The organism is Pseudomonas sp. Pseusp9, assembly GCF_059491265.1.
Genome location: NZ_CP168500.1, coordinates 5,617,437 through 5,643,379, shown reverse-complemented (window position 1 = coordinate 5,643,379; position 25,943 = coordinate 5,617,437). Strand labels below are relative to the sequence as shown.

Below are 25,943 nucleotides of genomic sequence, written 5' to 3'. Positions count from 1 at the left end.
ACAGACAACATCAGTGTTGAATGTGATGCCCTCTTCGCGAGCAGGCTCGCTCCCACATTGGACGGTTGTCAGGCCGTCAGACTTCGATCAGCGCACCCAGTTCTCGTTCCAGTTCTTGCGGATCAGCCAGATTGAGCTCGATCAACCGCCGCAGGCGTTCAATAGACTCAAGGCTGATGTGCAGGCAGACAAAACCGAGTTGGCCATGGTCGTCGTGGGCCAGTTGCACATCCATGGTGATGTCGGCCTCTTCGCTCAGATGAATGTCGACCAGAAAATCCTGCTGCGGATTGCCCGACCACGGGTCGGGTCGCTCGATCAGTAACCCCTTGAGCGACAGATCAACCAGCTTCACCGGCCAGGTGGATTCACCCTGACTCAGCTCGGTTCGGGCATCGAACGCAATACGTTTGAAGCGGCGACGTTCGGCAGGGTGCTCGCTCATGGCGCGATCCTCGGAAATGTACGCTGACTATAGACCCGCCTGATCAAAGGCTGCCAGCGGGTGTCGGTATCCAGACCAATGTCGGGGTATGGCCTTTGCCGTCAGGAGCGCTAAACTCGGGGTGGCTGTCTTTCTTGTCCACTCTGGCTGGAATACTAAAATGAAAAATAATAATAGCCCGCTACGCCATTTGCCTTGGCTGCTGCTGGCAATCGTAGGTGCGTGCGCCCTGGGTGTCGTGGCATTGCGCCGAGGCGAGGCAATCAACGCCTTGTGGATTGTGGTCGCTTCCGTGGCCATCTATCTGGTTGCATACCGCTACTACAGTCTGTTCATCGCCAACAATGTCATGCAGCTCGATGCGCGACGGGCCACTCCCGCTGTACTCAACAATGACGGTCTGGACTACGTTCCGACCAACAAACACATTCTTTTTGGTCACCACTTCGCCGCCATCGCCGGTGCGGGGCCGCTGGTCGGCCCGGTGCTGGCCGCGCAAATGGGCTATTTGCCTGGCACGCTGTGGCTGATCGCCGGCGTGGTGCTGGCCGGTGCCGTGCAGGACTTCATGGTCCTGTTCATGTCCACCCGCCGCAACGGTCGCTCCCTGGGCGACATGGTCCGCGAAGAGATGGGCCGCATCCCCGGCACCATCGCGCTGTTCGGTTGCTTCCTGATCATGATCATCATCCTCGCGGTGCTGGCGCTGATCGTCGTGAAGGCCCTGGCCGAAAGCCCCTGGGGTATTTTCACGGTGATGGCGACCATCCCGATCGCGATGTTCATGGGCATTTACATGCGCTACATCCGCCCGGGTCGCATCGGTGAAATCTCGGTGATCGGTGTGCTGTTGCTGCTCGGTTCGATCTGGCTCGGTGGGCAGATTGCCGCGGATCCGGTGTGGGCCAAGGCATTCAGCTTCACGGGCGTGCAAATCACCTGGATGCTGATCGGCTACGGTTTCGTTGCGGCGGTATTGCCGGTGTGGCTGATCCTGGCACCGCGTGACTACCTGTCGACCTTCCTGAAGATCGGCACCATCGTCGCCCTCGCCATCGGCATCCTGGTGACCATGCCCGAGCTGAAAATGCCGGCCCTGACCCAATTCATCGATGGCACCGGCCCGGTATGGAAGGGCGGTCTGTTCCCGTTCCTGTTCATCACCATCGCCTGTGGCGCGGTCTCGGGTTTCCACGCGCTGATCTCGTCCGGCACCACGCCGAAACTGCTGGATAACGAAACCAACGCCCGCTACATCGGTTACGGCGGCATGCTGATGGAGTCGTTCGTGGCGATCATGGCAATGGTCGCTGCCTCGGTGATCGAGCCGGGCGTGTACTTCGCCATGAACAGCCCGGCCGCGGTCGTCGGCGGTGATGTGGTGGCGGTAGCGACAGCGGTCAGCAACTGGGGCTTCGCGATTACCCCGGAAGCCCTGCAGGCGGTGGCCCACGACATCGGTGAAACCACCATCCTGGCCCGTGCCGGCGGCGCGCCAACCCTGGCGGTGGGGATCGCGCAGATCCTGCACAGTGTCCTGCCGGGTGAAAACACCATGGCGTTCTGGTATCACTTCGCGATCCTGTTCGAAGCGCTGTTCATCCTGACCGCGGTCGACGCCGGTACCCGTGCCGGGCGCTTCATGCTCCAGGACCTGCTCGGCTCGTTCGTGCCGGCCCTGCGTCGCACCGAATCCTGGACCGCCAACCTGATCGCCACCGCCGGTTGTGTGGCCATGTGGGGCTGGTTGTTGTACCAAGGGGTGATCGACCCGCTGGGCGGCATCAACACCCTGTGGCCGCTGTTCGGTATCTCCAACCAGATGCTGGCCGGTATCGCGCTGATGCTCGGCACCGTGGTGCTGATCAAGATGAAACGCCAACGCTACATCTGGGTAACTTTGGTGCCTGCGGTATGGCTGCTGATCTGCACCACCACCGCCGGCTTCATCAAGCTGTTCGATGCCAACCCGGCGATCGGCTTCCTGTCACTGGCGAAAAAATACAGCGATGCCCTGGCCAGCGGTCAGATCATCGCCCCGGCCAAGGACATCACCCAGATGCAGCACGTGATCTTCAACGCCTACACCAACGCAACGCTGACGGCGCTGTTCCTGTTCGTGGTGTTCAGCATCCTGTTCTATGCGCTCAAGGTCGGTATTTCCGCTTGGGGCAGCAAGGAGCGTACGGATAAAGAATCGCCATTCCATGCGCTGCCGGAAGCGTGATCGAGGATTTGCACCATGTTCAATGACCTGAGTCGCCTCGGTAAATACCTCGGTCAGGCTGCGCGCCTGATGGTCGGCATGCCCGACTACGACAACTACGTCGAGCATATGCAGACCAAGCACCCGGACAAACCGGTGATGAGCTATGAGATGTTCTTTCGGGAGCGTCAGGAAGCCCGTTACGGTGGCAAGGGTGGGCCGAAGTGCTGTTGATTCGTTAGACCCTCTGTAGGAGCGAGCTTGCTCGCGAAGATCCCAAAGACTGCGCGTGTGTACAGAAAACATGCGTTATCGTTGACGACCTTCGCGAGCAAGCTCGCTCCTACAGTTGTTTTTGTGTCGACTAAAAGCAGGAGATCCAGTTTGTCCTCTCCCATCCCGGTCACGATCCTCAGCGGCTTCCTCGGCGCTGGCAAGACCACCCTGTTGCGTCACCTGCTCAAGGCCGAGCACGGCCTGAAAATCGCCGTGATCGAGAACGAATTCAGCGACGCCGGTATCGACACCCAGTTGTTGGGCGATGAACCGGTGCAAGTGATGACGTTGTCCAATGGCTGCGTCTGCTGCACCATCCACACGGACCTGACCAAAGCGCTGTATCTGTTGCTCGAGCGTCTGGACCAAGGCGACATCGCCTTCGACCGCCTGGTGATCGAATGCACCGGCCTGGCCGACCCGGCGCCCGTGGCGCAAACCTTTTTCATCGACGAAGAATTGCGCGAGCGCTATATCCTCGACGGCATCATCACACTGGTCGATGCGGCACATGCCGACCTGCACCTGACCCAGACCATCGCCCAGGCGCAGATCGGATTCGCCGACCGCTTGCTGGTGAGCAAGCGCGATCTGGTGGACGAGCCGACCTTTACCGCATTGAGCGAGCGCCTGACCCGCATCAACCGGCGCGCGCCGATCCGCGTGGTCGACCACGGCAAGATCGACCTGGCGGAATTGCTCGACGTGCGCGGTTTCAATCTCAACGCCGACCTCGGTGGTGGGGTGAGTTTGCGACCGGTCAGCCAGGCACCGTCCATCGACCGCATTTCCAGCCTGGTGCTGCGCACCGAAAAGCCACTGGATATCGACAGGCTCAGCGAGTTCATGAACGAGCTGCTGGAGGAGCATGGCAAGCAGTTGCTGCGCTACAAAGGCGTGTTGAACATCCTCGGCGAACCGCGGCGCATGGTGTTCCAGGGCGTCTTGAAGCTTTATGGTTTCGACTGGGATACCGAATGGGCCGACGATGAAACCCGCGAAAGCGTGATCGTGTTCATTGCCGATGATTTGCCGGAAGAAAAGATTCGAGAGGGGTTTGCGCGGGTGGCGGCGGAGTAAGCTCCGACATTTTCAGCGGGCCTGATGCCGCCATCGCGAGCAGGCTCACTCCCACATTTGTAATGCAGTCCCCTGTGGGAGCGAGCCTGCTCGCGATAGCAATTTACCCGGCAACACGATTTTGGCTGACTTCCAATCCAGAGTTCAGTAGTACCTCCTCAAGATGATCCAGATGCCGGTTCATCAATATTTCGGCCATCACAATATCCCCACGTTCCACCGCATCGACAATCTGCATGTGCTCTCGCCAACCGCAATAGTCACCTGTCTGCTCCTCACATTGCGCAAGCGCCAATGAAGTCAGCGGCACCAGGCTGCCAAGAAAATGCGCCAGCGGTGCATTTCCCGCCATTTCGGCCAGTTGCAAGTGAAACTCCCCCGATAACCGAATCGATGGACCACGTTCCTTGCATTGGCGCTCGCTTTCGATCAGGACACGCAACCGCTTCAGGTCTTGCGCGCAGGGTCGCTGACACGCAAGCCGCACCAGCATGATCTCGGCCAGTCGCCGGGCATGCAGGGTCTGCCGGGTCTGCTCGGCATCAAGTTCGGCGACGCGGGGGCGATGGTTGGCTCGCAGGAGGATGATTTGCCGATGGGACAGTCGCGTCAGCACATCACGCATGTCGCTGCGTCGAGCACCGAACATCTGCGCCAGGCTTTCTTCCGTAAAGCGGCTGGCCGAATGGATGCGCTGTTCGAAAATGGCATCGAGGACCAGTGAATACAGATCATCCACCGAAGGACGGACGGGCAGGGTAGCGAGTGTTTGTGGCGAGGCGAAGCCGTTCATGGCCAATCTCCAGTGCGAAGAGGTTTCAACTGCCGAGGTTGTCTTCCGGGATGTTCAGTTCGATGCCCATGCGCTGGCCTTCGCGCAAAATGTGCCGACGCATCTCGGCACTGGCCTGGGCGCTGTTCTTGCTGCGGATCGCGCGCACCACGGCTTCGTTTTCTTCAAGGCGTTCAGCCAGATGCTCCGGGGAGTTGCGCAACACTTCGGCGCTTTGCTTGAGGGCATTGCTGGTTTGCTGGACCACGCTCTGGAAGATCGGGTTCGAGGTCAGGGTGAACAACTCTTCGTGGAAGGCGATGTAAGCGCTGACTCCGGCTTCACTGTCGCCAGCCTCAAGGGCTTCGCGCATGTCCATCAGAGTCAGGCGCAGTTGCCCCACTTCCTTGCTGCTGATGGACTGCGCCACCAGGCCGACGATGAACGGTTCGAGGGTGTAGCGCAGTTGCAGCACATCTTCGAGGCTGGCGCCGGCCACGGCGCTGTCCTGGCTTGGGTTGTGGCTGAGTTGCGCGTCGAGCACCACAACGCCTTTGCCCGGCATTGAACGCACGAGGCCGAGGGTTTCCAGCACGATCACCGCTTCGCGCAGGCTCGGGCGGCTGATGCCCAGTTGTTCGGCCAGTTCACGCTGGCCCGGCAGCATGTCGCCGGAGCGCCACTGCCCCTTGGCCAAGGCGGCCCGAAGTTTTTCTACCACTGAGTTGACGACGGTTGATGAGGTAATCACTTGTTCGCTCCGTGAGCCGTGCCTGCGGGTCGGCAGGCACGGCGGTCATTCAGAATTCTTTGGCTGCCGCTTGAGCAACCGCTTTTCGCGGCTGGAAGGTATAACCCACCTGGCCGGAAAGTACCTTGTTCGCCCGCTGCACATCGATGTCCTTTTCCCACCGCGCGATGGCGACGGTCGCCACGCAATTGCCGATCAGGTTGGTCAGTGCCCGGCCGATGCCCATGAACCAGTCCACGGCCAGCACCAGCACCAGACCCACCACCGGAATTGCCGGAATGGCGGTCAGGGTGGCCGCCAGAATCACCAGCGCCGAGCCCGGAATACCGTGGGCACCCTTGGAGGTGATCAACGATACCAACAGAATCGTCAGCAGGTCGGTCATCGCCAGCGGCGTGCCGGTGGCGTTGGCGATGAACACGATGGCCAGGGTCAGGTAGATCGAGAAACCGTCGAGGTTGAACGAGTAACCCGTTGGAATCACCAGGCCGACCGTCGAACTGCCGATGCCCAGATGCTCAAGCTTGCGCATGATTTGTGGCAGCACGGCATCGGACGACGCAGTGCCCATGACGATGAGCAGTTCTTCGCGCAGGTACTTGAGCAACGGCCACATCTTCAGGCCGGAGAGGCGCATCACCAGGCCGAGGATCAGGGCAACGAAGGCCGCACAGGTCAGGTAGAACAAGCCGACCAGGCTACCCAGGTGTTGCAACGAATCCAGGCCATATTTGCTGGTGGTGAAAGCGATCGCACCGAACACACCGATCGGTGCCAGTCGCACGATCATGCCCATGATGCGGAAGATCACGTGGCTGAGTTCATTGATCAGCCGCGAAATACCCGATGCCGCCTCGCCCACCAGATTCAGGGCGCTGCCGAACAACACTGAAAACAGCAGGACCTGCAGGATATTGTTATCGGCAAAGGCCCCGATCACCGAGGTCGGAATCAGGTCCATCAGGAACTGGGTGGTGGTGTGCATGTGCTGGCCGCGCTGGGCAATGTCGCCCATGTCGGCGGCGGAGAGCTGCTCCAGATGAATGTTCGCGCCACTGCCGATACCGGTGCTGAAGGCGAATACCAGGCCGATCACCAGGGCGATGGTGGTCAGCACTTCAAAGTAGATCACCGATTTGAGGCCGATGCGCCCGACCTTTTTCAGGTCGCCGGCACCGCTGATGCCGCTGACCACTACGCAGAACACTATCAGGCCGATGAGCATTTTGATCAGCTTGATAAAACCGTCACCGAGCGGTTTGAGCTGAGCGGAGTATTCGGGAAGGGTCAGCCCACAGACGATGCCGAGCACCAGTCCGAGAACCACTTGGAGGAAGATTGAACGCGAGCACCATCTGAGCATGGGAGGAATCCTGGTCGGTGTCCTGGCTGCCGTGCGCATGGCGCATCGACTTCAGGACTTAATTATTGTGGTCTTACCGGTATGTCCAGTGCAGGCGCAGTCTAGGCGCTGTTTTTAGGTGTTAGCAAGCAAAAATTAGAAAATTGGCATGACCGGTCTTACCAGTTGTGTTGGTCCTGTAGGAGCGAGCTTGCTCGCGAAGGTCGTCAACGATAACGAGTGCTTGCTGGTTCAACGCATCATCATTGAAATCATCGCGAGCAAGCTCGCTCCTGCAGAAGCATTTCACGGGCGAAAAAAAACCGGCCATCTCTGGCCGGTTTCTTATGACTGCGGTTAAGCGGGGCTGATCAAGCACCGTATACCGGCAGCTTCTTGCAGATAGCCTTGACCTTCTCACGAACGGCGTCGATCACCGCTTCGTTGTTCAGGTCAGCCAGGATGTCGCAGATCCAGCCGGCCAGTTCCTTGCACTCGGCTTCCTTGAAGCCGCGAGTGGTCACAGCCGGGGTGCCGAAGCGCAGGCCGGAAGTGACGAACGGGGAGCGTGGGTCGTTTGGCACGGAGTTCTTGTTCACGGTGATGAATGCTTTGCCCAGAGCGGCATCGGCGTCTTTACCGGAGATTTCCTGCTTGATCAGCGACAGCAGGAACAGGTGGTTCTCAGTACCGCCCGACACTACGTCGAAGCCGCGCTCGATGAACACGCTGGCCATGGCCTGGGCGTTCTTCACCACTTGTTGCTGGTAAGCCTTGAACTCAGGCTGCAGCGCTTCCTTGAAGCAGATCGCCTTGGCCGCGATCACGTGCTCCAGTGGGCCGCCCTGGGCGCCCGGGAATACTGCGGAGTTCAGCTTCTTCTCGATGTCGGCGTTGGCGCGAGCCAGGATCAGGCCGCCACGGGGACCGCGCAGGGTCTTGTGGGTGGTGGTGGTCACGACGTCAGCGAATGGAACCGGGTTCGGGTAGACGCCAGCGGCGACCAGACCGGCCACGTGGGCCATGTCGACGAACAGGTAAGCGCCAACCTTGTCAGCGATAGCGCGGAAGCGCGGGAAGTCGAGGATCTGCGAGTAGGCAGAGAAACCGGCCACGATCATTTTCGGCTTGTGCTCAACGGCCAGGCGTTCGACTTCGTCGTAGTCGATCAGACCATTGGCGTCGATGCCGTACTGGATGGCGTTGTACAGCTTGCCGGAAGACGAAACGCTGGCACCGTGGGTCAGGTGACCGCCGTGGGCCAGGCTCATGCCCAGGATGGTGTCGCCAGCCGACAGCAGGGCCAGGTAAACGGCGCTGTTGGCTTGCGAGCCAGCGTGCGGCTGAACGTTGGCGTAGTCGGCACCGAACAGCTCTTTGGCCCGATCGATTGCAAGCTGTTCAACAACGTCTACGTACTCGCAACCACCGTAGTAGCGCTTGCCCGGGTAGCCTTCGGCGTACTTGTTGGTCAAGACCGAGCCTTGAGCTTCCATCACCGCAGGGCTGGTGTAGTTTTCCGAAGCGATCAGCTCAATGTGCTCTTCCTGGCGCTGAGCTTCTTGCTCCATGGCGGCAAAGAGATCGGCGTCGTACTTGGCAATAGTCAAATCACGGCTGAACATGGCGGTCCTCAAGGATCGGGGGCGGAAAAGGGGGGCATTCTAACCCAATGGGTTTTAGATGGCATATGAAACGGCATCATGTCGCAGACAAGTGGTGTTCATGCGGGGATTAGCGGTGATCGTGCCGGCCTCTTCGCGAGCAGGCTCGCTCCCACAGGGGATTGCATTCCAAATGTGGGAGCGAGCCTGCTCGCGAAGAGGACATCCGAATCACCACGAAGCTTCAGTCGAACATGAACAGCGCATCATTGCTGAACTGCCCTTCGAACCGGCCTGCCGGCATCGGACGGCCGAACAGGTAACCCTGCACCTCGTCGCAACCGTGCTCCCTCAGGAAATCAAGCTGCTCCTGGGTTTCCACACCTTCGGCGATCACTGCCAGGTTCAGGCTGTGGGCCATGGCAATGATCGCCCGGGCGATCTGTGCATCCTGCTCACCCGACGGCAGGCCGTCGACGAAGGTGCGGTCGATCTTCAGTACATCGATCGGGAACTGCTTGAGGTAGTTGAGCGATGAGTAACCAGTGCCGAAATCGTCGACCGCAATGCTCAGGCCGAGGTTTTTCAGGCCATCGAGGATCTGCATCGCCTCGCTGACTTCGCGCATCAGGATACTTTCGGTGAGTTCCAGCTCCAGGCACGCCGGCGGCAGGCCGGTTTCCCTGAGGATGGTGGCGATTCGCGTGCCAAGCTGGCCGTCGGAGAACTGCCGCGCCGAGATGTTCACCGACACCTTCGGCACGCGTACATTGGCCAGATGCCAGGCCTTGAGCTGGCGGCAGGCTTCGCTGATCACCCAGTCGCCGACATCCACGACCAGCCCGAGTTCTTCGAGCACTGGAATGAAATCCCCCGGCGGCACCAGCCCGCGGCGTGGATGGCGCCAGCGCAACAGTGCTTCGGCACCGGTCAGGCGCTTGCCGTCGCCGCTGAACTGCGGTTGGTAATACAGTACGAATTCGTTCTGTTCCAGGGCATGGCGCAAGTCGCTTTCCAGCTCCAGGCGTTCCAGCGCACTGGCGTTCATGTCCGCCTGATAGAACTGGAAGTTGTTCTTGCCACGCTCCTTGGCGTGGTACATCGCGGTGTCGGCATTCTTCATCAATTGGCTGAGTTCGTTGCCGTCCTGCGGACTCAGGGCGATGCCGATACTGGCCGTGACGAAGAACTCGCGGCCTTCAAGCACGAACGGTTTCACCAGGCTCGCGAGAATCTGTTCGGCCACATGAATGGCCCGGTTCAGGGCGATTTCACGGTTGGCCCGCGGTTGCAGGAGCAAGGTGAATTCGTCACCGCCCATGCGCGCCACAGTGTCGTCATCGTCGACGCAACCGAGCAGGCGCGTGGCCATTTCCTTGAGCATGCGGTCGCCGGCGGCGTGGCCCAGGGAGTCGTTGATCGGCTTGAAACGATCGAGATCGAGGAACATCAGCACCACCCACGACTTCTGCCGTTCGGCCGATTGCAGTGCCGTGTGCAGTCGATCCTGGAACAGCGTGCGGTTGGGCAAGTGGGTCAGGGCATCGTAGTAGGCGAGGCGGTGAATCCGCTGCTCGCTGGCCTTGCGCTCGCTGATGTCGCTGAAGAAACACACATAACTGGCCAGGTCGCCTTCATCGTCGAGTACGGCGGTGATCCCGACCCAGGCCGGGTAGTGCTCGCCGTTGCGGCGCTTGAGCCAGACTTCGCCCTCCCAGGTGCTGTGCTGGCCCAATTGCTTGAGCACGTAACGCAGATGGGTTTCCTGCTGCTCGTCGACGGTCAGCATGTTCGGCAACTGGTCGAGGACTTGCTCCACGGCATAACCGCTGACACGGCTGAAGGCTTCGTTGGCCTGGACGATGTAGCCGGCCGGGTCGGTGATCAGGATCGCCGAGGTCGAGTGTTCGAATACCGTGGCAGCCATGCGCAAGTCTTTTTCGGCCCGGCGTTGCTGGCTGATGTCGCGTCCGACGCCGAGCACGCCTTCAAACGTGCCGTGTTCGTCCCAGACCAGTACCAGGCGCAGTTCGATCGGGATCTTGCGCCCGTCGGCCCGCAGGCAATCGAACAGGAACAGTTGGGTTTGCACTTGGCTGCGCAACAGCGCCAGTTGGTCCGGCTGATCCAGCGCTTTGCTGACCCGGTCCATCAGGAGGTAGATACCGGTCAGTTGTTGCGGGTTGGCAATGGTCGATTGCCAGCCATTCTGGAAAATCCACTCGGCGTCGTAGCCCAGCACGGCTTGTACCGAAGGGCTGACGTAATTGAGGTTAAGGCGGCTGTCGGTGGAGAAAATCACGTCGCTGATGCTTTCGGCGAGCATCCGGTAACGCTGTTCGCTGTCGCGCAGCGATTCGCTGGCTTCGATCTGGTCGGTGATGTCCTTGGCCACGCCGATGATCCGCGTGACCTGATCGTCCTTGTCCCGCGCCAGTGCCTGTTCGCGAATCTCGAAGCGTCGCCACTGGCCGTCCCGATGGCGGAAGCGCAACTGGCACTGCATCAACTGGCGATAACCGGCCTGGCGCTGGACCTGGCGGGAGCGATGGTAATAGTCGGAGTCTTCGGGGTGCAGAAGGATTTCCCAGAAGTATTCGCCCATCTGGTGCAGTTCAGTGCGGTTGTAACCCAGGGTCTGGCCCAGATGGTGGTTGCTGAAGATCATGCGCTGGCTGATCACATCCTGCACATACAGGTGATCCGGCACCGTGCGCACCACGTCCGACCAGAACCCTTCGCGCTCCTGCAATGACAGTTCGATGAGTTTACGGCTGGTGATGTCGGTGATGCTCAGGATCACCGCGTCATAGTCGTCCGGGGTTTGCGGCAGACGCAGCACCAGCCACAGGTGCTGGTCGCGACCGCTGGCGTCCTGGAGCTTGATTTCCAGCTCCAGCTGTTGCTGCCGGTTGAGCAGCGCGTCGAGCACCTGGTTGCCGATGGCGGTGCCGTCCTGCGGATTGCCGTCGACCAGCAGTTTCCAGGCTTTGTCGGTGCTATCGACATTCAGCAGTTGCAGCGCGACCTGGTTGACCTCGGTGATCCGCAGTTCCTTCAGCAAATGCCGGCGTTGCTCCGGGATCGCCAGCCATGCTTGCAGTTGCTCGCTGTCCTGCAGTTGTGCCTTGTCGAAAATGACCTTGAGCCCCGACATGTCGAGCACGCACAGAGCCACGCCGGTGCCTTCGAAAATGTCTTGATAACGCCGGCGGCCTTCATTCAACTGGCGCTGACGTCGGCGCATGTTCAGCAAGGCAAGAAACGGCAGCATGGAAAACGCCAGGCCCAGCAGGCATTTGCCGATGAACGCCGGTAGCAGCTCCTCCAACACGCGCTGACGGTCAAACAAACCGCGCAATTGCCAATCGCTGCTGCTCAGCGGAACCGTCAGCACGCTGTTGGCGATGTCGTCGGCGGTCAGCGTCCCCGGCTTGACCGATGGCAACGCTTCGTCACGGCTGACGATCTGATGATTGATGCGGTTTTCCACCAGCCACAACGGACGGTCTCCGGCCTCGCTTTGCTTGGTCAGGGACGCAAAGAAGGTGGGGGTCAGGCGCAAGGCCCAGTAACCTCGGGAGCTGCCGCTGGCCTGATGCAACAATAGATGCACCACGGAACCGTCGGTGGCATTGCTGAAGTAGTGCGCCTGGGCGTGGCTGCGGCGTACCAGTTCACCCAGGTAGTCGCCGTCATCGCTGTCGGGAGCGCTGTCACTGATGACTCTTCCCGAGGGGCTGAGCAAAGCCATGCTGCGCAGGTCAGGCAGCGACTGTTGCAGCTTGCGCAGCAGGACCCGCAGCTCATCGGCGTCCTGCGGCTGTTCGACGATCGGCAACAGGTTGAGGGCGATCTGCGCGTTGAGTGCCATGTTCAGGCTGGCCTGCGCGGCCAGATCGGCGGTGTAGTCGATGGTGTACTGACGCTGGTTCTTCTGGGTTTCCCGCAACTGGTCGAGCAACTGCCAGAACAGCAGGGCCAGCAGCAATAATACGAGTGTCGCCAAGGTGCCCTTCAAAGTCCCGCGCAGGGGGGAGCCGGGCGCAGTGACCGGCGCACTGGAAGTCAGAGGCGGGGGGACATTGGACAAGCTGTAATCCTGCGGTTTGGCTGGACTGGCGCGACGTGCACTATAAGCCGGACGCCCGAAGGGCGGCTAGCATGCCTTGAGTTGTGGCGAAGTGCCAGCCCCTGCCCGTCGGCTGGACTGCCATCTGTCATTAAGGTAGCTTTGTCGGTTACGCGGGAGCGTTCCAGCTCCTAAAATCAGGCTTTTTCAGCGCGCTTATATTGAAAGCTCTCAATCGGGCGACGCGCATCGCCTGTGCCCTAATCATTCATCTGTCACTGACCCTAGGTTCTCCATGGCTCAATACGTATTCACCATGCATCGGCTGGGCAAAGTTGTTCCGCCGAAGCGGGAAATCCTGAAAAACATTTCTCTGTCGTTCTTCCCCGGCGCCAAGATCGGCGTACTCGGCCTCAACGGTTCGGGTAAGTCCACGTTGCTGAAAATCATGGCCGGTGTCGACACCGAGTTCGAGGGCGAAGCCCGTCCGATGCCGGAGCTGAACATCGGCTACCTGCCGCAGGAACCGATCCTGGACCCGACCAAGACCGTGCGTGAAGTGGTCGAGGAAGCGGTCAGCGTGATCAAGGACGCCCAGGCGCGTCTGGACGAGGTCTACGCGGCCTACGCCGACCCGGATGCCGATTTCGACAAACTGGCGGCCGAGCAGGCCAAGCTTGAAGCCATCCTGCAAGCCAGCGACGGTCACAACCTGGAGCGTCAGCTGGAAGTCGCCGCCGATGCGCTGCGCCTGCCGGCCTGGGATGCCAGGGTCGAACACCTGTCCGGTGGTGAAAAGCGTCGTGTGGCCCTGTGCCGTCTGCTGCTGTCCGCCCCGGACATGCTGCTGCTCGATGAACCGACCAACCACCTGGACGCCGACTCCGTTGCGTGGCTTGAGCACTTCCTGCACGACTTCCCGGGCACAGTGGTCGCGATCACGCACGACCGTTACTTCCTGGACAACGTTGCCGGCTGGATTCTGGAACTCGACCGCGGCGCGGGCATTCCGTACGAGGGCAACTATTCGGGTTGGCTGGAAGCCAAGTCCGATCGTCTGGCTGCCGAATCCAAGCAGCAGTCGGCCCACGAAAAAGCCATGAAGGAAGAACTGGAGTGGGTGCGTAAAGGCGCCAAGGCCCGCCAGTCCAAATCCAAGGCTCGTCTGCAACGCTTCGAAGAAATGCAGTCGCAGGAATTCCAGAAACGCAGCGAAACCAACGAGATCTATATCCCGGCCGGTCCGCGCCTGGGCGACAAGGTCATCGAGTTCAAGAACGTCACCAAGGGTTACGGTGACCGCGTGCTGATCGACAACCTGTCGTTCTCCATGCCTAAAGGCGCGATCGTCGGCGTGATCGGCGGTAACGGTGCCGGTAAGTCGACCCTGTTCCGCATGCTGATGGGCAAGGAAACTCCGGATTCGGGCAGCATCGAAGTCGGCGAAACCGTGCAGTTGGCCTGCGTCGACCAGAGCCGCGAAGACCTGGACGGCAGCAAGACCGTGTTCCAGCAGATCTCCGACGGTTCCGACCAGATCCGCATCGGCAACTACGAGATTCCGTCGCGTACCTATGTCGGTCGCTTCAACTTCAAGGGCGGCGACCAGCAGAAGTTCGTCAAGGACCTGTCCGGTGGTGAGCGTGGTCGTTTGCACCTGGCCCTGACCCTGAAGGAGGGCGGCAACGTCCTGCTGCTCGACGAACCGTCCAACGACCTCGACGTTGAAACTTTGCGTTCCCTGGAAGAAGCCCTGCTGGACTTCCCGGGCGCCGCCATTGTGATCTCCCACGACCGGTGGTTCCTTGACCGCGTCGCGACGCACATCCTGGCGTACGAAGACGACTCGCAAGCCGTGTTCTTCGAAGGCAACTACACCGAGTACGAAGCCGACCGCAGAAAACGCCTCGGCGAAGCGGCTGCCCAGCCGCATCGTGTACGCCACAAGAAACTGGCCTGATTTCGGGTTGGTTGCATAAAGAGCGGAGCCTTCGGGCTCCGTTTTTTTATGCCTGTGTTTTTCAGGGATACCCAGTCGCGGCATTCGCGAGCAGGCTCGCTCCCACAGGGGAACGCATTTCAATGTGGGAGCGAGCCTGCTCGCGAATGCGATCTCCTTGATGGTGCAAGACCTGAGTGGTGAGTCCCCATTCAGGTGCAAAATCACTCCAAATAACACCCTGATTTATATCCTGCGCACCATTTAATTTCATTAATGCGACATTTTGCGCTGTTCTTGTGCGCGAATCGTTTGTTACAGTCCGGCTCAATCTCCTCCAACGACAATAAATTTGCCGAGACTTTTCCATGATCGAATCCGTCGAATCCTTCCTTGCGCGCCTGAAAAAACGCGATCCGGATCAACCAGAATTTCACCAGGCTGTCGAAGAAGTACTGCGCAGTCTATGGCCGTTTCTTGAGGCCAACCCGCATTACCTGACCTCGGGCATTCTGGAGCGCATCTGCGAGCCGGAGCGGGCGGTGGTGTTCCGCGTGTCGTGGGTCGACGATCAGGGCAAGGTCCAGGTCAATCGCGGATTCCGCATCCAGATGAACAGCGCGATCGGTCCATACAAGGGCGGCCTGCGTTTCCACCCGTCGGTGAACATGGGCGTGCTGAAATTCCTCGCCTTCGAACAGACGTTCAAAAACTCCCTGACGTCATTGCCCATGGGCGGCGGCAAGGGCGGGTCGGACTTCGATCCGAAGGGCAAGAGCGACGCCGAGGTCATGCGCTTCTGCCAGGCCTTCATGAGCGAGTTGTACCGCCACATCGGTGCGGACGTTGACGTGCCGGCCGGGGACATCGGCGTCGGTGCGCGGGAAATCGGCTTCCTGTTCGGCCAGTACAAGCGCCTGAGCAACCAGTTCACCAGTGTGCTGACAGGCAAAGGCCCAAGCTACGGCGGCAGCCTGATTCGCCCGGAAGCCACCGGTTTCGGTTGCGTCTACTTCGCCGAAGAAATGCTCAAGCGCCGTGATCAGTCCGTTGAAGGCAAGCGGGTGGCGATCTCCGGTTCCGGCAACGTTGCCCAGTACGCAGCGCGCAAGGTCATGGACCTGGGGGGAAAAGTGATTTCCCTGTCCGACTCCGAAGGCACGCTGTATTGCGAAGCTGGCCTGAGCGAAGACCAGTGGCTGGCGTTGCTGGAGCTGAAAAACGTCAAACGCGGGCGGATCAGCGAATTGGCGGCAGCGTTCGGCCTGGAGTTCCGCGCCGGCCAGCACCCATGGGCGCTGCCGTGCGACATCGCGCTGCCATGCGCCACGCAGAACGAACTCGATGCCGAGGCTGCACACACTCTGCTGCGTAACGGCTGCGTATGCGTGGCCGAAGGCGCGAACATGCCGACCACGCTGGAGGCTGTGGATATCTTCATCGAGGCCGGCATTCTGTTCGCCCCGGGCAAGGCATCCAACGCCGGTGGTGTGGCGGTGAGCGGTCTGGAGATGTCGCAGAACGCCATGCGTCTGCTGTGGACCGGCGGTGAGGTGGACAGCAAGCTGCACGCGATCATGCAGTCGATCCACCATGCCTGTGTGCACTACGGTGAAGAGAACGGACGAATCAACTACGTCAAAGGTGCGAACATCGCAGGCTTCGTCAAAGTCGCCGATGCGATGTTGGCCCAAGGGGTGGTTTAAGACGGTTCGATGCGGATCACTTCAATCACTTGATCGCCAGCAGGGCGTTGCCACAGCACTTCATCGTTGAGCCGTGCACCGAACAGCGCCCGGCCCAGCGGTGAACCCCAATTGATCAGGCCGTGGGCGGCGTCGGCCTGATCTTCGCCCACCAGTTGTACCCGGCGTTCGGTGTTATGTTCATCGGCATAGGTCACCCAACTGCCGAACTGCACTTTCTCGGTCGACGTCGCATCAGGTACCACCTGAGCGCTGCCCAGGCGCTGCTTGAAGTAACGCAAATCACGTTCGAGATCCACCAGGCGCTGCTTGTCGGCCTCGTCGCCTTTTACCGATTGTTCAGTGTGCTGGGCTTGCAGTTCGGCGACCTTGGCCTGTAACAGGCTGAGGCCTTGCGGCGTGACGTAATTGGGCTGCGCGCTGACCTGCCGTTCGACAGGCTGATCGGTTTGCGCGGCGGCGTTATCTTCATGGACGAAGGCACGGCTCATGGAATTCTCCCGGTACAGGGTTTGGATCATGGTCGCAGGCATCTGGTTTCACTGGATGTCTGAAAGCGACTTACGGCGAGTAATAGGCCCGGGCCTATCACTCACCACATTTCGGACTCCCATGCCCCAACGGCCCATAAGGAAAGTCTAGAAGCAGGCTCGTCAGGACGGTGTGCCAGGGTGGTGAAAAATCCATTGAGCACCGCATACCCCTTGTAGGAGCGAGCAAGCCCGCTCCCACAGGGGCGGTGGTGTGTATCAGGTCAGTAGTGATACCACTTGAGCTCAAGCAGCACTTCGTTCGCGGGCGTCGCCAGATGGCTGAACTCGCGCCGGGCACTCAAGCGCAGTCCGAGATTGCGGGACATTTCCCATTGCTGATTCAGGCTCAGGCTACGACGTACTTCGCCATTGGTGAAGAAATCCCCCTTGGCCTCCAGGCTCAGGTTGCCCAGCGGGTTTTTCCACAGCACACCACTGTTGAAGCCAGCGGCCGGCGCGATGAAGGCGGCGAAGTCATTGTTGTGTTCGATACGCACAGTGCCCAGGGTAAATCCGAGCAGGTCATCGCCCAGTTGCCAGGTCCCACCGCCACCGCCGTTGACGTGGCTGACCAGGGTCTGGTCATCGTGCTTGCCCGGCACTCGCTCCAGACCACCGGTGACTTGCCATGACAGTGGTTGCAGCAATTGGTTACGCGGGGTCAGGGAGCGAATGGTCGCCAGGTCCAGTTGCTGCACTTGCCAGTCATTGCCTTCGTACTGGCGCAGTTTCAATTGCAGGATTTCGATCTGTGCGCCCAGTGGAAAGCTTTCGCTGTTGTCATTGAGGTCGTGATAAGCCATGCGCAAGCCGTACTCGCCAAAGGCCTTGTCACCACGGGTGCCGAGGCCGAGCTGCCAGGTCCGGGACTCGTGACCGTCTTCAGGCAGGCCGGGTTGCGGGATGTCCAGCTCCGGCGCCGGATTCTGGTTGATTGCCCGCAGCAGTTCGAAGCTGCGCTGGGCGCGTGCCGGGTCGCGCTCCTGGCCGTTGGCGCGGTAACGCTCCAGTCGATAGGCCGCATCGATGATCAGTGCCTGGCGCTCGCGGGGTTGTGCCTTGAACGCGGGGTCCTGCAATTGCTTCTGATCGGCGCTGACTTTCAGCACCCATTGCTGTTCTTCAGGGTTCAGCGGCTCGGCACGACTTAGCAGCTCGCGCTCCCGGGACGGACGATACTGGATGGACTCCACCAGCCCGGCATTCTTCACCGCTTTGACGGTGTCGGTCGGGATGGCCGTGAGCGGGAATTGCCCGGTCAGGCGCAAGCTCGGGCGGGCCACTTGCAGCAGTTCCAGTAAACGGTATGAGCAGTTTTCGTCGAAGAAGAAATAGTCGAACCTGATCTGCTTCAGCTCCCAGACGTGCTCGACCATACGTGCGGTTTCCGGCCGGGTCAGGTTCAGCCGGTATTCCCACAGGTCGCGGTTTTCCAGACTGCGGTATTCCGAGAGTTTTTCCTGGTAAGGCACCATTGCGAACAAACCGGGGTAGCCGCCCATCAGGCCTTTCCAGGCATAGAGGATGCTGTTGTCCGAGCCCTCGATATAGGCGCCGAAGTTGATCGCGTAACTGAGCAGCGAAGTCTTGTCGCTTTTCACTTCGGCCTGATCGATGCGCAGCAGGGTGTGGCCAAACATCGAGGACGGGCTGTTCAGATAGGCCGCCGGGAAGATCATCACCGCACTGTCCGGTGAGACGTCCTTGAACCATTGCCTGAACCCGGCGCAGTCCGGCGTTGGCAGGCCGGTCAGGCCGAGTTGTTCTATCAGCCAGCGGGTGCGGGCCGGGTAGACGCATTGAGCGTGTGTTTCACCGGCACTGGCCGGGGCGTACAAAGCTTGTACCGTCGCCGCCAGTTCATGGTCCGGGTGTTCATTGCCGTCGGCGGCGAGGAAGAATTTCCTGTCGCTGACATAGCTGCGCCAGCCGCCGAGCCTGGCGGTTTCGTAATGGCCCAGGGATATCCAGAAAGGGTCGTTGGCCAGTTGCTGTAAACGTTGTGGGTCGATGTGAGGCGCGGCGGACAGCGGGGCGCAGACACACAGCGCCAGCCAGGCAAGGCGTTTGAGCATAGATGGCAACTTGAACAGGAAAAAATGAAGACCCAACGGGGTGGATGCCGTTTACCTGTAGGAGCTGGCTTGCCAGCGATGGTCGTTAACGATTACGCGTGTTTATCGGATAAACACAGCGCCTTTGAAATCATCGCTGGCAAGCCAGCTCCTACAGTAGTCAGCAACATTACCCGGAGTGGGGGCAGGTCCGAAAAACAAAACCCGCTTCTCGAAAGAAGCGGGGCAGGTCGAGCTTATGCCTGGGTGGCGTACTTGGCCAGGCGAGGGTCGGCTCTGAGCACGGCCAGGGTATTGGTATGCACGTCTTCGGCAGTCACGTCAGCCTTGCTGAAGATCTGCTGGAAGTGCTCGTGAGTGACGGCGGCGAAGTGCGCACGGTCTGCCGGCGCCACGCCCAGTACCACGGCATAGGTGGTCAGCGCTTCGCCCTGACCTTTGGCCATGTCTTCGGACAGCTCGTTCATCATGCCATTCATGGCAATCCAGGATTTTCCGCCGTAGGTCAGCGACGCATTGGTCGCGCAACCGTTGGTGCCGGAGGTCATGCCGAAGGTTGCGTTGCCGGAGGTGCCGTTGGTGGTGGATGCCATGAAGTGAGCTGGAGTGCCACGCTGGCCTTCGAACAGCATGTTGCCCCAGCCGCAATCCGGGCCACCCGGCGCCTGAGCCATGGCGTTGATGGATATAGCGGTGAAGAGAGTACCAAGAAGAATCCGTTTCATAGCTTTGTTCTCTATAGGTGCCTACCAATGGACAAGGGTCTGGCCCGTCTGGTGCCAGTGGGCCGGTCATTAGTCCAGCCACGCAGTCTGGAGTTTAGGCACGATCACAGGGTTGCGTGATTTTTTGCAAATCATTCATGGGAAACGGCGGCGAAAGCCCGTCCCACCTGGGGTTGGTGGATTGACGATGCTCCGGCCAACGGCGCTCCTTGCCAGTCGGGCATGGGCGGCGCCAGAATGCTGCCATCTGCCCCGCCTGATTGTTAAGGAAGCCCGATGCCTGATCCTGTTGCTGCCAGCTTGCGTCTAGCGCCCGAAGCGCTGACCCGTCCGTTTTCCGCTGAACAGTTCAGCTTCTCTACCACCAATGATCTGGAGCCCTTTCGCGGTGTGCTTGGCCAGGAACGTGCGGTCGAAGCCTTGCAGTTCGGTGTGGCCATGCCACGCCCCGGTTACAACGTATTCGTCATGGGCGAGCCTGGCACTGGCCGGTTTTCGTTCGTCAAACGCTATCTCAAGGCCGAAGGCAAGCGCCTGCAGACCCCGGCGGACTGGGTCTACGTCAACAATTTCGATGAGCCTCGCGAGCCGCGCGCACTGGAACTGCCGTCGGGCAGCGCTGGCGCATTCATCACAGACATCAACGGCCTGATCGACAACCTGCTGGCGACGTTTCCGGCGGTCTTCGAGCATCCGTCCTACCAGCAGAAGAAAAGCAGCATCGACCGCGCCTTCAATCAGCGCTACGACAAGGCCCTGGACGTCATCGAGCGCCTGGCGCTGGAAAAGGACGTCGCGCTGTACCGCGACGCCAGCAATATCGCCTTCACTCCTATGGGCGACGGCAAGGCGTTGGACGAAGCTGAATTCGCCCAGTTGCCGGAAGCCGAGCGCGAGCGCTTTCACGAGGATATTTCGGCACTTGAGGAGCGCCTGAACGAGGAGCTCGCCAGCCTGCCGCAATGGAAGCGTGAGTCGAGCAACCAGTTGCGTCATCTGAATGAAGAAACCATCACCCTGGCCTTGCAGCCACTGTTGTCGCCATTGTCTGAGAAATACGCCGAGAACGCGGCGGTTTGCGGTTATCTGCAAGCCATGCAGGTGTACTTGCTCAAGACCGTGGTCGAGCAACTGGTGGACGACAGCAAGACTGACGCTGTCGCCCGCAAGTTGCTGGAAGAACAATACGCGCCGAGCCTGGTGGTCGGTCACTCGGCCAGCGGCGGTGCGCCCGTGGTGTTCGAGCCGCACCCGACCTACGAAAACCTCTTCGGCCGTATCGAATACAGCACCGACCAGGGCGCGCTGTATACCACCTACCGCCAGCTGCGGCCGGGGGCCTTGCACCGGGCCAACGGTGGGTTCCTGATCCTGGAAGCGGACAAGATGCTCAGCGAGCCATTCGTGTGGGACGCGCTGAAACGCGCCCTGCAGTCGCGCAAGCTGAAAATGGAGTCACCGCTGGGTGAACTGGGCCGTTTGGCCACCGTAACCCTGACTCCGCAACACATTCCGTTGCAGGTCAAAGTCGTCATCATCGGTGCCCGTCAGCTGTATTACACGCTGCAAGACCTCGATCCGGACTTCCAGGAGATGTTCCGCGTCCTGGTGGATTTCGACGAAGACATCCCGATGGTCGACGAGAGCCTGGAGCAGTTCGCCCAGTTGCTCAAAACCCGTACGTCCGAAGAAGGCATGGCGCCGCTGACCGCTGATGCGGTGGCGCGTCTGGCGACTTACAGTGCCCGTCTGGCCGAGCACCAGGGGCGCCTGTCGGCGCGTATCGGTGACTTGTTCCAACTGGTCAGCGAGGCTGACTTCATCCGCCATCTGGCCAGCGATGAAATGACCGACGCGGGGCACATCGAGCGCGCGCTCAAGGCCAAGGCCACACGGACCGGGCGGGTCTCGGCGCGGATTCTCGACGACATGCTGGCCGGGATCATCCTGATCGACACCGCTGGCGCGGCGGTCGGCAAGTGCAACGGCTTGACCGTGCTTGAAGTCGGCGACTCGGCCTTTGGTATACCGGCACGGATTTCCGCCACGGTGTACCCGGGCGGCAGCGGCATCGTCGACATCGAGCGCGAGGTCAACCTCGGCCAGCCGATCCACTCCAAAGGCGTGATGATCCTTACCGGTTATCTGGGCAGCCGTTACGCTCAGGAGTTTCCGCTGGCGATTTCGGCGAGCATCGCCCTGGAGCAATCCTACGGTTATGTCGATGGCGACAGTGCTTCCCTGGGCGAGGCCTGCACCCTGATCTCGGCCTTGTCGAAAACCCCGCTCAAGCAGTGCTTTGCCATCACCGGTTCGATCAACCAGTTCGGCGAGGTGCAGGCGGTCGGCGGAGTCAACGAGAAGATCGAGGGCTTCTTCCGTCTGTGTGAAGCGCGCGGGTTGACCGGTGAGCAGGGGGCAATCATTCCTCATGCCAACGTCGCCACGCTGATGCTCGACGAGAAGGTACTGGCGGCGGTGCGTGCGGGTCAGTTCCATGTCTACGCGGTCCGTCAGGCCGACGAAGCCTTGAGTTTGCTGGTTGGCGAACCGGCCGGCGAGCCGGACGAGAATGGCGAATTCCCTGAAGGCAGCGTGAACGCGCGGGTCGTTGAACGCCTGCGGGTTATCGCGGAAATGATCAGCGAAGATGATCTGAAAGAGGCCGAGAAAGAGTTGGCGCAAGAGGCTTTGGCGGAAACAAAGCCTGCTTGATGCACACTTGAACTAACTCACACCGCTCTACTGTGGGAGCGAGCAAGCTCGCTTGTATGTTTAGACTTGAAGGGGTGGGCGGGACTAAAAGCTCGATTCCGACTCTAGCCAGTACGGACCGTGGGAGACTTCTCGTTCCGCCCTTTCTACCTAAAGCGCCGATAAGGAATTCATCGGTTAATACCGACGATAGAGGCAAGCCAGCGCTACGGTAGACCCCGACAAGCACTTAAACCCTAGCTCCGAGGATTCGTCATGACAATCCTTACCTCGCCAACGGTGGTTGGTGTCGATGTGGCCAAGGCAGAAATCGTCGTTTACCGCGAAGATCTGAAAATCACTCAGTTCATCAACAACGATCGCACAGCTATTGGGCGCTGGCTCAAATCCCTGCCGGCGCAAAGCTCGATTGCCTTGGAAGCCACCAGTCTCTACCACCTGGATACCGCTGAACTGGCCCATGGCATGGGGCACCGAGTTTACGTTGTGGACCCTTATCGGGTGAGCCACTACCGCGAAAGCATTGGCCAGCGAGCAAAAACCGACCCCTGTGATGCGCGTTTGCTGGCACGTTACCTGACCAGTGAGCAGGATCGGCTTCGCATCTGGAATCCACCTCCGAAGCTCTACACCGTGTTGAAAAGCCTCCTCAACAAACGTGCAGAACTGATGAAAGCCCGGGTTAGCATCATGCTGAGTTGGTCGAGTGAGCCCCTTCTCAAAGACCTTCTGGCCCAAGAGCTGGAGCACTTCAAACAGACTGATCAGGCTATTCAGAAATTGCTGCGCAAAGCCAGCCAAGAGGCCGGGATCACCGAAAACATCAGACGTTGCCAAGCGATTGAAGGGATTGGCGAGCTCACGGCCACGGGTCTGGCAGCCACTTTTATGCGTGGTCAATTCGCCAGTGCCGATGCGTTTATTGCCTTTTTGGGAATGGACCTGAGGCCGAAGGACCCAGGAAAGAAGCACAGTCCGCGCCACTTGAGCAAAAAAGGCGATGGGGAGCTGCGGCGTCTTGCGCACAATGCAGCAATGGCGGCTTGCCGGTCTCCCGTCTGGAAACCGCTCTATGAGTCTTACTTGGCAAGAGGCCTGGCCAGAACTCAGGCTCTGGTCATCCTCGCCCGCAAGCTCTGCCGGGTGGCATTCGCCCTCATGAAAAATCAGAGCGAATACCAGCCAAATTTAAGGCTGCAGGGTTCCCCTGCAACATAGAATCTCCCACAGTTTTTTGTGGTGGGCGTCGAAAAGCGTCGTCAAAATGACGTCAATATCCACGCTATGACCATTCGGCGCCTTTCGGTCTCGCCCAGCCTGCAAGCCAGACTTTTCTTCTATTCTCTGCTCAGGGATATCGAGAGTAATCACAGGATCGAAACAGCCTTCCCGAGGGGGCTGAATACCGGATCTACCGAGGGTCGCCGCCATGTCGCGCAACCTCTGCCTCACCCGTCAATGCCTGGGCCTTGTGACCCGTATCGAGTGTGCCATCCGTCCATTGGCGGGAGACACAGGCATGTGGACTTTGCTGTTCGCCGCCGGAATGGCTGGCGAACAACCTTCGGCCATCAAGGCCCAAGGCCCGTTTCATGGGCCGGTCGTCGCTGAATCAATCCTCGACACCATCGTTGAAAGCCTGACCCTGCACGGCTACGAGTTGGCCGACGATCCGCAAATCTGGTGCCTGCACCTGCAAGCCCAACTGCGGGAAATCAATGGTGGTCGCTGCCGAAACATAGGCGGCTTCGAGTTTCACCCCGAGCACTGATTCGTACTATTGATCAAGGCGCGTCATGTCGGCCTTGTCGAGTCTTACCTCGAAACCATATTGCACAGTGGCGAGGTCGGTGCGCTGATAGGTTTCCAGGCGCGCAGGCTGCCCGTAGAAATAATGCACGGCAAACTGCTCCGGACCTTGTGTGCTCGCGCCATGGCTGACCGATAGAATCTCCTTCAAGTAGTTACCGCTGTCGTCCTTGGCGAAAAAGCGCCAGTCCTGGGCGGGAAATGCCTTCAGATCCACCACCAGTGCATTGTCTTTGAGCTCAAGGCCTTTGGGCAGTTGACGGGCATCTATGGTTTTTTTGTCGACTGTGGCCAGGAACAGCGGCATCGAGCCCACTGCATAGGCCGGCGTTTGCGGAAACAGATTCAGATCGTAGGTGACGGTGCCGCGCAGGGGATCGATCCGGTACGCCTCCGGCGGCAGTTCGATCGGCTCGTCGCGATTGCCGCGAGCGTCTTCGGTGAAAAAGCTCACCGGACTTTCACCGGGGTTGAACGATGTGCCAAGCAGTTCATCGTTGAAGCTGCGCAGATGAGTGAATTCGATTCGCGCAGCGCTGGGGTCGTCGACCGACTGACTGATGCTGACGTTCTTCTTCAGTTGATCCTCAGTCAGCGTTGCCCCTTTCAGCCAGCTCGCCGCCTGGTCGTCATAGACCACCACGGACAAGTTCAAGGGCTGGATGGTCTTGTCCGTGGTAATGGCGTCAAAGCGCCGGATCGGCAGGTCGAGGTCCTTTCGGGTGACGGTGACGGCGGAAAAATCCAGCATGCTGACTTCGAGGGTTTCGATTGTCCCGTTGAAGTACACCTTCGAATAATGTCGAGCCTGCTGTTTCTCGAAGTTGCGTTGCTCTTCGTTTAGCTGTTTTTCCAATGCCTCGCTCCAGCTCTTTTGCTGCTGCATCTTGGCCAGCTGCTGCTGATAGAAGGCAATTTGTACCGCGGTTTCGTTGATTGAGCCGGCGCGCGTGATGAATTGCCCGGTACTGTCCCTGGCCTGGACGATCAGCGGGTTCAGCGGTGTTTCGCTGACTTCGGGAGCCAGCGGCGCGCTGTTGTTGTATTCGATTTCCGCGTAGTTGTTCGTCAATGTGAGCAGGGTGACGCTCAGGTTGTCATTGGTGCGAGTCTGGCCTGCGTCCTTTTTCGTCAGGTCGAAGCTGTAGAGGCGGCGTGGCGCGATGACTTCGACTTTGCCTTGCAGGCTCACCGGTTGCGGTTGCTGCTTTCTGTCGATGTCGAGGCCTTCGATGAAGGGGTAGGCCACGGTCAGGTCATCGGGGTTGGTCAGGTTGGAGCTCGATGGGCTGAGTTGAATGCCGGGGTCGGTTTCCGACCATTCCGGCTGGAATGGAATCACTCGTTTATTGCTCAGGGTGACCGACTGCCATTCCAGGCCATGGGGAAACAAAAACGCGGCAGGAACACTGAATGTGAATGGGAACACCGGTTGCAGATCGGTCAGGTAGTCGGAACCGGAGTCCTTTTGCAGCACGAACAACCCTTTGATGTAGGTGTCGACCAGGGCCTGCGGGGTCGGGTAGTGCTTGAGCATGGCGAGGGCGTCTTCGCCGTATTCGGTTTCCACCGGTTTGCTGTCGAGCTTGAGTCGCGCGCGCTCGAGCAGCAGCAGTGAGCCGCCCAGCTCCGACACGGCATCCTTGAGTTTCGGATCCTGGATGGCGTCCAGCGACTTTTCGAATTGCGCGGTTTTTTCTTCGAGGCTGACCTGGCGTTTTTCATCGCTGGGTGAGCAGCCGCTTAGCAGCAGCACCAGGCAAATACCGGCACTCGTCAAAGGCAATCGCACATCCATTTCCAGTCTTCCCGTCCGGCATCACTGAGCAGTCAATGATTTGGACACTAGCAGAAAAATTTTGATACACAGGCGCAGGTGGCGGATTTTTCGAC

General features: G+C 59.7%; 19 protein-coding genes. 9 read left to right on the top strand and 10 right to left on the bottom strand.

Annotation, left to right across the window (positions count from 1 at the left end; genetic code table 11):
• Window positions 1-76 precede the first annotated feature (76 nt).
• Window positions 77-445: a PilZ domain-containing protein gene (locus tag ACEN8E_RS25690; protein ID WP_495590354.1), complete on the bottom strand. Its 369-nt coding sequence runs from the start codon at window positions 443-445 to the stop codon at window positions 77-79.
• Between the two features lie 160 nt (window positions 446-605).
• On the opposite strand from ACEN8E_RS25690, the gene ACEN8E_RS25685 reads away from it, so the two are divergent.
• The 3 genes from ACEN8E_RS25685 to yjiA all read left to right on the top strand — a co-directional run bounded on the left by ACEN8E_RS25685 (window position 606) and on the right by yjiA (window position 4,007).
• Complete coding sequence (locus tag ACEN8E_RS25685; protein WP_495590353.1) at window positions 606-2,672, top strand: carbon starvation CstA family protein; 2,067 nt, start codon at window positions 606-608, stop codon at window positions 2,670-2,672.
• Window positions 2,673-2,687: 15 nt separating this feature from the next.
• Window positions 2,688-2,885, top strand: a complete 198-nt coding sequence (locus ACEN8E_RS25680; RefSeq protein WP_007895266.1) for a YbdD/YjiX family protein — start codon at window positions 2,688-2,690, stop codon at window positions 2,883-2,885.
• A 150-nt stretch (window positions 2,886-3,035) separates the two neighbouring features.
• Window positions 3,036-4,007 (top strand): GTPase, encoded by a 972-nt coding sequence (gene yjiA / locus ACEN8E_RS25675; protein WP_495590352.1) that lies wholly within the window; start codon window positions 3,036-3,038, stop codon window positions 4,005-4,007.
• Between the two features lie 103 nt (window positions 4,008-4,110).
• Here the strand turns inward: yjiA and ACEN8E_RS25670 are convergent, their stop codons facing one another.
• From ACEN8E_RS25670 to ACEN8E_RS25660, 3 genes are read right to left on the bottom strand one after another with little or no spacing between them, the layout of a single operon-like run.
• Window positions 4,111-4,800 (bottom strand): GntR family transcriptional regulator, encoded by a 690-nt coding sequence (locus ACEN8E_RS25670; protein ID WP_495590351.1) that lies wholly within the window; start codon window positions 4,798-4,800, stop codon window positions 4,111-4,113.
• A gap of 25 nt (window positions 4,801-4,825) precedes the next feature.
• The gene (locus tag ACEN8E_RS25665) at window positions 4,826-5,530 is read right to left on the bottom strand and encodes a FadR/GntR family transcriptional regulator (protein ID WP_495590350.1); all 705 of its coding nucleotides are present in this window, start codon (window positions 5,528-5,530) and stop codon (window positions 4,826-4,828) included.
• A 49-nt stretch (window positions 5,531-5,579) separates the two neighbouring features.
• Window positions 5,580-6,893, bottom strand: a complete 1,314-nt coding sequence (locus tag ACEN8E_RS25660; RefSeq protein ID WP_495590349.1) for a C4-dicarboxylate transporter DctA — start codon at window positions 6,891-6,893, stop codon at window positions 5,580-5,582.
• A gap of 148 nt (window positions 6,894-7,041) precedes the next feature.
• Between ACEN8E_RS25660 and ACEN8E_RS25655 the strand changes: the two genes are divergently transcribed.
• Window positions 7,042-7,233 (top strand): hypothetical protein, encoded by a 192-nt coding sequence (locus ACEN8E_RS25655; protein WP_495590348.1) that lies wholly within the window; start codon window positions 7,042-7,044, stop codon window positions 7,231-7,233.
• Between the two features lie 10 nt (window positions 7,234-7,243).
• Here the strand turns inward: ACEN8E_RS25655 and glyA are convergent, their stop codons facing one another.
• Together glyA and ACEN8E_RS25645 are read right to left on the bottom strand one after the other, a co-directional pair.
• The gene (glyA, locus tag ACEN8E_RS25650; protein ID WP_008022534.1) at window positions 7,244-8,497 is read right to left on the bottom strand and encodes a serine hydroxymethyltransferase; all 1,254 of its coding nucleotides are present in this window, start codon (window positions 8,495-8,497) and stop codon (window positions 7,244-7,246) included.
• 223 nt (window positions 8,498-8,720) lie between these two features.
• Entirely contained in the window at window positions 8,721-12,569 is a 3,849-nt protein-coding gene (locus tag ACEN8E_RS25645) for a bifunctional diguanylate cyclase/phosphodiesterase (protein ID WP_495590347.1), read from the bottom strand.
• Between the two features lie 274 nt (window positions 12,570-12,843).
• Here ACEN8E_RS25645 and ettA point away from each other — a divergent pair, with 274 nt between their 5' ends.
• Window positions 12,844-14,508, top strand: coding sequence for an energy-dependent translational throttle protein EttA (ettA, locus tag ACEN8E_RS25640; protein WP_111288331.1), 1,665 nt, complete (start codon window positions 12,844-12,846; stop codon window positions 14,506-14,508).
• A gap of 347 nt (window positions 14,509-14,855) precedes the next feature.
• Window positions 14,856-16,193, top strand: a complete 1,338-nt coding sequence (gene gdhA, locus ACEN8E_RS25635; protein WP_495590346.1) for an NADP-specific glutamate dehydrogenase — start codon at window positions 14,856-14,858, stop codon at window positions 16,191-16,193.
• Here the strand turns inward: gdhA and ACEN8E_RS25630 are convergent.
• The 3 genes from ACEN8E_RS25630 to ACEN8E_RS25620 form a co-directional block, all read right to left on the bottom strand.
• Window positions 16,190-16,684, bottom strand: coding sequence for a GreA/GreB family elongation factor (locus ACEN8E_RS25630; RefSeq protein WP_495590345.1), 495 nt, complete (start codon window positions 16,682-16,684; stop codon window positions 16,190-16,192). The genes gdhA and ACEN8E_RS25630 overlap by 4 nt on opposite strands.
• A 263-nt stretch (window positions 16,685-16,947) precedes the next feature.
• Window positions 16,948-18,801, bottom strand: coding sequence for an Lnb N-terminal periplasmic domain-containing protein (locus ACEN8E_RS25625; protein ID WP_495590344.1), 1,854 nt, complete (start codon window positions 18,799-18,801; stop codon window positions 16,948-16,950).
• 236 nt (window positions 18,802-19,037) lie between these two features.
• Window positions 19,038-19,526, bottom strand: coding sequence for a DUF3015 domain-containing protein (locus tag ACEN8E_RS25620; RefSeq protein ID WP_495590343.1), 489 nt, complete (start codon window positions 19,524-19,526; stop codon window positions 19,038-19,040).
• Between the two features lie 276 nt (window positions 19,527-19,802).
• On the opposite strand from ACEN8E_RS25620, the gene ACEN8E_RS25615 reads away from it, so the two are divergent.
• The 3 genes from ACEN8E_RS25615 (at window position 19,803) to ACEN8E_RS25605 (ending at window position 24,012) form a co-directional block, all read left to right on the top strand.
• Window positions 19,803-22,241 (top strand): Lon protease family protein, encoded by a 2,439-nt coding sequence (locus ACEN8E_RS25615; protein ID WP_495590342.1) that lies wholly within the window; start codon window positions 19,803-19,805, stop codon window positions 22,239-22,241.
• Window positions 22,242-22,496: 255 nt separating this feature from the next.
• On the top strand, window positions 22,497-23,459 hold the full coding sequence (locus tag ACEN8E_RS25610) for an IS110 family transposase (RefSeq protein WP_495589916.1): 963 nt from the start codon (window positions 22,497-22,499) through the stop codon (window positions 23,457-23,459).
• 211 nt (window positions 23,460-23,670) lie between these two features.
• Window positions 23,671-24,012, top strand: coding sequence for a PA4575 family protein (locus ACEN8E_RS25605; protein WP_495590341.1), 342 nt, complete (start codon window positions 23,671-23,673; stop codon window positions 24,010-24,012).
• A 6-nt stretch (window positions 24,013-24,018) separates the two neighbouring features.
• On the opposite strand, the gene ACEN8E_RS25600 is transcribed toward ACEN8E_RS25605, so the two are convergent.
• Window positions 24,019-25,848 (bottom strand): hypothetical protein, encoded by a 1,830-nt coding sequence (locus tag ACEN8E_RS25600; RefSeq protein WP_495590340.1) that lies wholly within the window; start codon window positions 25,846-25,848, stop codon window positions 24,019-24,021.
• Between the last annotated feature and the right edge of the window lie 95 nt (window positions 25,849-25,943).

What these genes read in the sequence shown, in the direction of transcription:
- ACEN8E_RS25690 (WP_495590354.1), bottom strand. Translation starts at nt 445, where the DNA reads ATGAGCGAGCACCCTGCCGAACGTCGCCGCTTCAAACGTATTGCGTTC.
- ACEN8E_RS25685 (WP_495590353.1), top strand. Translation starts at nt 606, where the DNA reads ATGAAAAATAATAATAGCCCGCTACGCCATTTGCCTTGGCTGCTGCTG.
- ACEN8E_RS25680 (WP_007895266.1), top strand. Translation starts at nt 2,688, where the DNA reads ATGTTCAATGACCTGAGTCGCCTCGGTAAATACCTCGGTCAGGCTGCG.
- ACEN8E_RS25670 (WP_495590351.1), bottom strand. Translation starts at nt 4,800, where the DNA reads ATGAACGGCTTCGCCTCGCCACAAACACTCGCTACCCTGCCCGTCCGT.
- ACEN8E_RS25660 (WP_495590349.1), bottom strand. Translation starts at nt 6,893, where the DNA reads ATGCTCAGATGGTGCTCGCGTTCAATCTTCCTCCAAGTGGTTCTCGGA.
- ACEN8E_RS25655 (WP_495590348.1), top strand. Translation starts at nt 7,042, where the DNA reads ATGACCGGTCTTACCAGTTGTGTTGGTCCTGTAGGAGCGAGCTTGCTC.
- glyA (WP_008022534.1), bottom strand. Translation starts at nt 8,497, where the DNA reads ATGTTCAGCCGTGATTTGACTATTGCCAAGTACGACGCCGATCTCTTT.
- ettA (WP_111288331.1), top strand. Translation starts at nt 12,844, where the DNA reads ATGGCTCAATACGTATTCACCATGCATCGGCTGGGCAAAGTTGTTCCG.
- gdhA (WP_495590346.1), top strand. Translation starts at nt 14,856, where the DNA reads ATGATCGAATCCGTCGAATCCTTCCTTGCGCGCCTGAAAAAACGCGAT.
- ACEN8E_RS25630 (WP_495590345.1), bottom strand. Translation starts at nt 16,684, where the DNA reads ATGAGCCGTGCCTTCGTCCATGAAGATAACGCCGCCGCGCAAACCGAT.
- ACEN8E_RS25625 (WP_495590344.1), bottom strand. Translation starts at nt 18,801, where the DNA reads ATGCTCAAACGCCTTGCCTGGCTGGCGCTGTGTGTCTGCGCCCCGCTG.
- ACEN8E_RS25620 (WP_495590343.1), bottom strand. Translation starts at nt 19,526, where the DNA reads ATGAAACGGATTCTTCTTGGTACTCTCTTCACCGCTATATCCATCAAC.
- ACEN8E_RS25615 (WP_495590342.1), top strand. Translation starts at nt 19,803, where the DNA reads ATGCCTGATCCTGTTGCTGCCAGCTTGCGTCTAGCGCCCGAAGCGCTG.
- ACEN8E_RS25610 (WP_495589916.1), top strand. Translation starts at nt 22,497, where the DNA reads ATGACAATCCTTACCTCGCCAACGGTGGTTGGTGTCGATGTGGCCAAG.
- ACEN8E_RS25605 (WP_495590341.1), top strand. Translation starts at nt 23,671, where the DNA reads ATGTCGCGCAACCTCTGCCTCACCCGTCAATGCCTGGGCCTTGTGACC.
- ACEN8E_RS25600 (WP_495590340.1), bottom strand. Translation starts at nt 25,848, where the DNA reads ATGGATGTGCGATTGCCTTTGACGAGTGCCGGTATTTGCCTGGTGCTG.